The organism is Sphingobacterium sp. UDSM-2020, assembly GCF_016132525.1.
Classification (GTDB): Bacteria; Bacteroidota; Bacteroidia; order Sphingobacteriales; family Sphingobacteriaceae; genus Sphingobacterium; species Sphingobacterium anhuiense.
Window position 1 is genome coordinate 611,378 of the sequence record NZ_CP066166.1, and the last position, 6,081, is coordinate 617,458.

Consider the following 6,081-nt stretch of genomic DNA (forward strand, 5'->3'; position numbering starts at 1 on the left):
TTATAAATGCAGTTGTTGATCTGTCAAAAACTCTAAACCTTCACTCTTCCAAACAATTTCCAGATTCCAGGCTCCTTTTTTTAAAGTAGAAATCGGTAACTGATATACACCTGTATTTGTTTCAAATGGTAACTGCAAATCGATACTGCGATCCGAAGGACGTTTAAAGATCAGATTACCGCTATTTGCAACAGTGGCAAACTGAATATACAAAGTATCATGATTAATTTTAATAACAGGTTCAGCTTTATGCTTGGCAACATTTGATTTCTTATTATAAACCTGATCATAATTTAGACCTTGCTCATAATAATCTGTATCTTCTAATGTATCTGTATCATGACTGACCATATAAATCCCAGCACCTATGATACAGAGCATAAATACACCCAAGCTTAAAAATATTTTAGTACCCCAATTCATCCTTTATCTCTTTATAATTTAACCCTTCCTTTATCACATCCCCGGAGGAGCAATGAAGGTCGTTTTTAAGGTTTCTATTTTTCGATCTCCCGAATATACATCAACTTTCACATCTTCTTTATAGCGTTTTACATCATCTTTATTGATGATGAGAAAAAAGCTTAAAGAAGCCGATCCTCCTTTTGTCAACGATTTGATCGGATTTACAACTTGTATTTTTAGTTTTTCATCTTGAGGCACGAGTGTAAAAGGCATTTCAGCACTACTTTTATTCACTAACTCCAATGAATACAAATTACTGATTGTATGATCATCTCGTAATTGATAAGAACTTCCTTTGGCCCTTAACAAAGTTGCACCTACATCAGATCGCATCAATATAAGCGAAACAAAGACAGAAACTAATGCAACCAATACAACAGAATACGCAATAGCTCGAGTATTGCTTCTTTTGGTTATAGTTCCTTGAATCTCACCCATGGTATAAAAACCAATAAGTTTTTTCGGCTTACCTATTTTGTCCATAACGGCATCACAAGCATCAACACAAGCAGTACAGCTGACACACTCCATCTGCAGACCATTTCGAATATCTATCCCTGTAGGGCAGACATGGACACATAACTGGCAATCAATACAATCTCCTTTTACTTGTTCTACATCTTTTTTCTGTTTTCCCCGTGGCTCACCACGGCGGTGATCGTAAGCAACTGTTATGCTTTGATCATCTAACAATACCCCTTGCAACCGTCCATACGGACATATTGTTGTACAGACTATTTCTCTGATATGTGCAAACACTGCGTAGAAAACAAATGTAAATATCGTAATGGCTAAAAGCCCCCCTAAATGTTGGTCAATCGGGTCGGTTACAATTTTATAAAGTGCATCAACACCAATTATATAAGATAAAAAAATATTAGATATTAAAAATGAAATCAATAGAAATATACTATGCTTTAATACCTTTTTTAACTTTTTATCATCCGTATTAGGTCCTTCATTCAATTTTCTCTGCTGTTGCCAGTCCCCCTCAATCCAGTATTCTATTTTACGAAATATCAGTTCCATAAAAATTGTCTGTGGACAAGTCCAGCCACACCAGATGCGACCAAAAACAACTGTAAATAGAACGACACAAACCATCATGATAAGCATTCCGAAAACAAAAATGTGCAAATCTTGAGGATAAAAAATACTTCCCAAAATACTGAATTTTCGCTCAAGAATATTAAACATCAATAATGGCTCACCTCCAATTTTAATAAAAGGAGCTCCGAATAAAAACAGCAGCAACCCATACCCGACCCATTGCCTTATTGCATACAATTGTCCCGAAGGTTTCTTTGCATATATCCAGACCCGTTTTGTTTTATTACTCTGGTTGTCAGGAAGATTTGTTGCTACTGCTTTCATAAATACTTTTTTTATTGAACTTTTGTAGAATCGGCGGTTGTTGCTTTAGCATCAGCCGTTGCGTATGTAACCTCAGTACCTTGAGGTTCTTTAGGATTTGCAGGCTTAGTATCACGGATCGAAATAATGTAGCTACTCACCTCCGCAATCTGTCCCGGAGTCAAAGTCTGTTCCCAAGGCACCATCCCCTTATCAGGAACACCATACTTAACCGTTTTAAAAATATCCTTGATCTCCCCACCATGTAACCAGAATCTATCAGCCAAATTAGGACCTATTCCCCCTTCACCAGCTCCACCATGACAAGCAACACAATTTGCTTGAAAAACAGCATGACCGGCTGCAACTTTTGATTCATCGTATACCACACTGGATTCATCGATCAAATTAGCCGCTTGCGCTAGGTATTCTTGTTTTGCGATTTCAGCCTTCTCCATCTCCTGAGCATATTCTTGATTTTGATTTAGACCCCAGCCAAAAACATGATAAATTAAGATATAAACAACCGCAAAAGTCATTGTCGAATAGAATAAAGCATTGAACCAAATTGGAATTGGATTATCTAATTCCTTAATACCGTCATATTCGTGATCAATGATTAAATCCTTCTCTTCCGAAATAGGACGTAGCCCTAGCAATTTATTCCAGGAAGCCTTACGTGACTCTTTTTTTCTAATTTTAGTAACTTGCTCCTCTTTTAAAATCTCAGGCATCGTGATACGCAAAATTGAGCGCATCGCCTTGTTCACCATCAATGCCGAAGCCAATAAAGCAAGCATGACTACAACGAGTACGATGATTAAAATATTCTGATATATATTACCAGAACTTATGCTCCAAGTTTCTGCATTTACAACTGTTGTATTTAAAAATAAACTCATATTTATAGACTATCTGATGATTCACCTTTGTTAATATCATCCTCTTGAAATGGAAGCTCCTTCATATAGGTAATATGTTCTTTATTCATTCTGAACAACATAATTCCTACGATAATGAAGAATACTAAAAATATCCATAATGAAGCGATCAAATACAGCTCGCTACCATTTAAATTTGTTATTTGTTTGAACATAATCTTCTATTTTAATTTAGTTCATCAACTATTTCCTTAGCTTTTGGTTCAGCTTTAATACCCGTACCCAATCGCTGTAGATAAGCAATCATGGCTATGATTTCACGGTTTGGTAAAACATGAACTTGGTTCTTTTTCAAATCCGCCGCAATCTCTTGCGCTTGCTTATCCAAAGAAGCCTGTGCTTGTGCTATGTCCTGATCCGTATAAGGGACACCCAATGTTTTCATTGCTTCCAATTTTGCGGTTAATAAAGAATTATCCAATTCTTGATCAATTAGCCAAGGATACGTAGGCATAATACTACCAGGAGATGTTATTGTTGGATCGAGTAAATGGTCAAAATGCCACTTATTAGGATACTTCCCGCCTATACGATGCAAGTCAGGACCTGTTCGTTTAGAGCCCCATAAGAATGGATGATCATACACATATTCACCGGCTTTACTATATTCCCCGTAGCGTGCAGTCTCCGAGCGGAAAGGACGTATCGATTGCGTATGACAATTCACACAGCCTTCACGGATATACAGATCACGTCCTTGTAATTCCAATGCAGTATATGGCTTAACACTTGCAATTGTTGGAATATTAGAAGATATTGTAAATGTTGGAATCATTTCCACGATTCCACCGATCAAAATAGCAATTAACGCCAGCACCATAAACATAATAGGTTTACGTTCTAAACGTCTATGTGTAGATTGCTCATTGGTCGTTACAGGCAATAATGCAGGTGCTTGCGCGGGCTCATTAGCCAATAACTTACCTTGACGCATTGTTTTTACCAAATTGTATGTCATCAAAATAGCACCACTTAAATAAAGAGCACCACCGACAGCACGCATCATATGCATTGGAATAATTTCCAACGTAGTCGCAAGGAAGTTAGGATATTTCAAAACACCTTCTGGTGTAAATTCTTTCCACATTAACCCTTGCACAACAGCTGCCCAATACATCGGAATTGCATAAAATAAAATTCCTAATGTACCGATCCAAAAGTGAGCAGATGCCATTTTTTTAGAGTACAATTCAGTTCTATAAATGCGAGGAATCAACCAATAAAGAATCGCGAAAGTCATAAAGCCATTCCATCCTAGAGCACCAACGTGTACGTGAGCCACTATCCAATCCGTAAAATGGGCAATTGCGTTTACTTGTTTCAGCGATAGCATTGGTCCTTCAAATGTCGCCATACCATAACAAGTCAAGGCAACAACCATAAATTTCAACACAGGTTCTGTTCGTACTTTATCCCATGCACCACGTAGCGTAAGCAGACCATTGATCATACCACCCCAGCTTGGAGCAATTAACATAATTGAAAATGCAACACCCAATGATTGAACCCATCCTGGAAGAGCAGTATAAAGTAAGTGATGCGGGCCAGCCCAGATATATATGAAGATCAATGACCAGAAGTGAAGAATACTCAATTTATAAGAATATACCGGGCGATTTGCCATTTTAGGTAAGAAATAATACATCATACCTAAAAATGGTGTAGTTAAGAAAAATGCAACTGCATTATGACCATACCACCATTGTACTAAAGCATCTTGTACACCAGAGTAAACATAGTAACTTTTCCAACCTGATACCGGTAATTGAACAGAATTTACAATATGGAGAACTGCTACGGTAACAAACGTTGCAATATAAAACCAAACTGCTACATACATATGCCGCTCTCTACGTTTTATAATTGTTCCAAACATATTAATACCAAAGACCACCCAAATTAAGGTGATACCAAGGTCAATGGGCCACTCCATCTCAGCATATTCATGACTTGTCGTCAATCCAAGTGGTAATGTAATTGCTGACGCAACAATCACCAATTGCCAACCCCAAAAATGAATTTTACTGAGCATATCACTGAACATCCGCGCTCTTAAGACACGTTGTAGCGAATAATAAACACCCATAAAAATTGCATTTCCGACAAATGCAAAGATTATTGCATTTGTATGTACAGGTCTGATCCGACCAAAAGTGGAAAATTGAATCCCAAAATTCATCGCAGGCCACACCAGTTGAGTAGCTACAAGTAGTCCAATGGACATACCAACTATCCCCCAAATAATGGTAGCGATACCGAAATTTCTGACAATCTTATTGTCATAATTAAACTGCTCTAACTGCATACTTATAATATTGATTTCCTTACCAAAAGTAGAGCTTGTTTTATGACATTAGAATGATGGCGATAACCAAAAAAAATAACATTCGTCACACATTTATATCACATTAATAATGTTTTAACATAAATGATGAGTTTCAACTACTTTTTACAAATAGTAATGCAGTTTGTATGGTTATTTGGTATAAAAAATAGGTGGAGTTGGTTTGAAAAAAATCACTAATAATAAAGAGTTTATGGCAAAAATGGCTGTCATCACAATACTTGTTTCATTAGGTCAAATAACAGGAATTGCTCTTTACTATAAAAAATGCATCAATTACTATACCATATTTACCTATAATTATCAACACATTAAAAAATATCAAAGATACAATTAGGATAGCCTCATAAGCAAAAACCACTTCTCTTATTAATGAAATAGTAATTACAGACCAGTTTTGCATATTTCAAATAATTAGTTTAATAAAATAATGTTGATAAATAACCAAACTGAATGAGTGGCTATATCCAAATTTTTAAAAAATATAATATCTTTTACAGCGATTTAATATAAATACTGTACACTATTTTGTAAAGTAAGGAAAGTGTTTATATAAGTAGACGTCGAGGATTACCGATCTATAATAAAAAAAGAAGAAATGGTTTAATACCAGTATTCTTATAACGTGAGATAAACTAGATTTAAGAGTACAATTATTATAAACTAGGGCCTCAATGTCATGACCAGCAAGTGTCAATATGGACAAAAAGTACTGAACCTAATACAAAGCAGCTAATAGGCCATAGCAGAAATGAAAAATCCAATAACTGAGCAACAGATAATATTTATGCAATAATCAATGAAAAAGTGCGGTGTCATATAAAGCTGCCGAAAGAACAGGAATAGCTATGTTCACAGCATAAAAAAGGTATAAACACAAAAAAGCCTCTGCTGTATAGCAAAGGCTTCTGTATAAAAAAAGGCACCGACCTACTCTCCCACCTGTTACGGCAATACCATCGGCTCTGGCGGGCTTGA

Annotated in this window: 6 protein-coding genes; all 6 read right to left on the reverse strand. The window is 36.2% G+C overall.

Features of this window, described 5'->3' with window-relative positions; translation table 11 throughout:
• Positions 1–423 (reverse strand): FixH family protein, encoded by a 423-nt coding sequence (locus JAZ75_RS02630; RefSeq protein ID WP_183915632.1) that lies wholly within the window; start codon positions 421–423, stop codon positions 1–3.
• 33 nt (positions 424–456) lie between these two features.
• Positions 457–1,839 carry a cytochrome c oxidase accessory protein CcoG gene (gene ccoG / locus JAZ75_RS02635; RefSeq protein ID WP_208700125.1) on the reverse strand — a complete coding sequence of 461 codons (1,383 nt, stop codon included), beginning with the start codon at positions 1,837–1,839 and terminating at the stop codon, positions 457–459.
• Positions 1,840–1,850: 11 nt separating this feature from the next.
• Positions 1,851–2,720, reverse strand: a complete 870-nt coding sequence (locus JAZ75_RS02640) for a cbb3-type cytochrome c oxidase N-terminal domain-containing protein (RefSeq protein WP_021188307.1) — start codon at positions 2,718–2,720, stop codon at positions 1,851–1,853.
• A 2-nt stretch (positions 2,721–2,722) separates the two neighbouring features.
• Complete coding sequence (locus JAZ75_RS02645) at positions 2,723–2,914, reverse strand: hypothetical protein (protein ID WP_021188306.1); 192 nt, start codon at positions 2,912–2,914, stop codon at positions 2,723–2,725.
• 11 nt (positions 2,915–2,925) lie between these two features.
• Positions 2,926–5,064 (reverse strand): cytochrome-c oxidase, cbb3-type subunit I, encoded by a 2,139-nt coding sequence (ccoN, locus tag JAZ75_RS02650; RefSeq protein WP_208700127.1) that lies wholly within the window; start codon positions 5,062–5,064, stop codon positions 2,926–2,928.
• Positions 5,065–5,899: 835 nt separating this feature from the next.
• On the reverse strand, positions 5,900–6,081 hold a 182-nt coding region (locus tag JAZ75_RS25930), incomplete at its 5' end, for a hypothetical protein (protein WP_232789343.1).

Excerpts from the sequence above, each read along its gene's own strand:
- JAZ75_RS02630 (WP_183915632.1), bottom strand. The coding sequence starts at position 423 with ATGAATTGGGGTACTAAAATATTTTTAAGCTTGGGTGTATTTATGCTC.
- ccoG (WP_208700125.1), bottom strand. The coding sequence starts at position 1,839 with ATGAAAGCAGTAGCAACAAATCTTCCTGACAACCAGAGTAATAAAACA.
- JAZ75_RS02640 (WP_021188307.1), bottom strand. The coding sequence starts at position 2,720 with ATGAGTTTATTTTTAAATACAACAGTTGTAAATGCAGAAACTTGGAGC.
- JAZ75_RS02645 (WP_021188306.1), bottom strand. The coding sequence starts at position 2,914 with ATGTTCAAACAAATAACAAATTTAAATGGTAGCGAGCTGTATTTGATC.
- ccoN (WP_208700127.1), bottom strand. The coding sequence starts at position 5,064 with ATGCAGTTAGAGCAGTTTAATTATGACAATAAGATTGTCAGAAATTTC.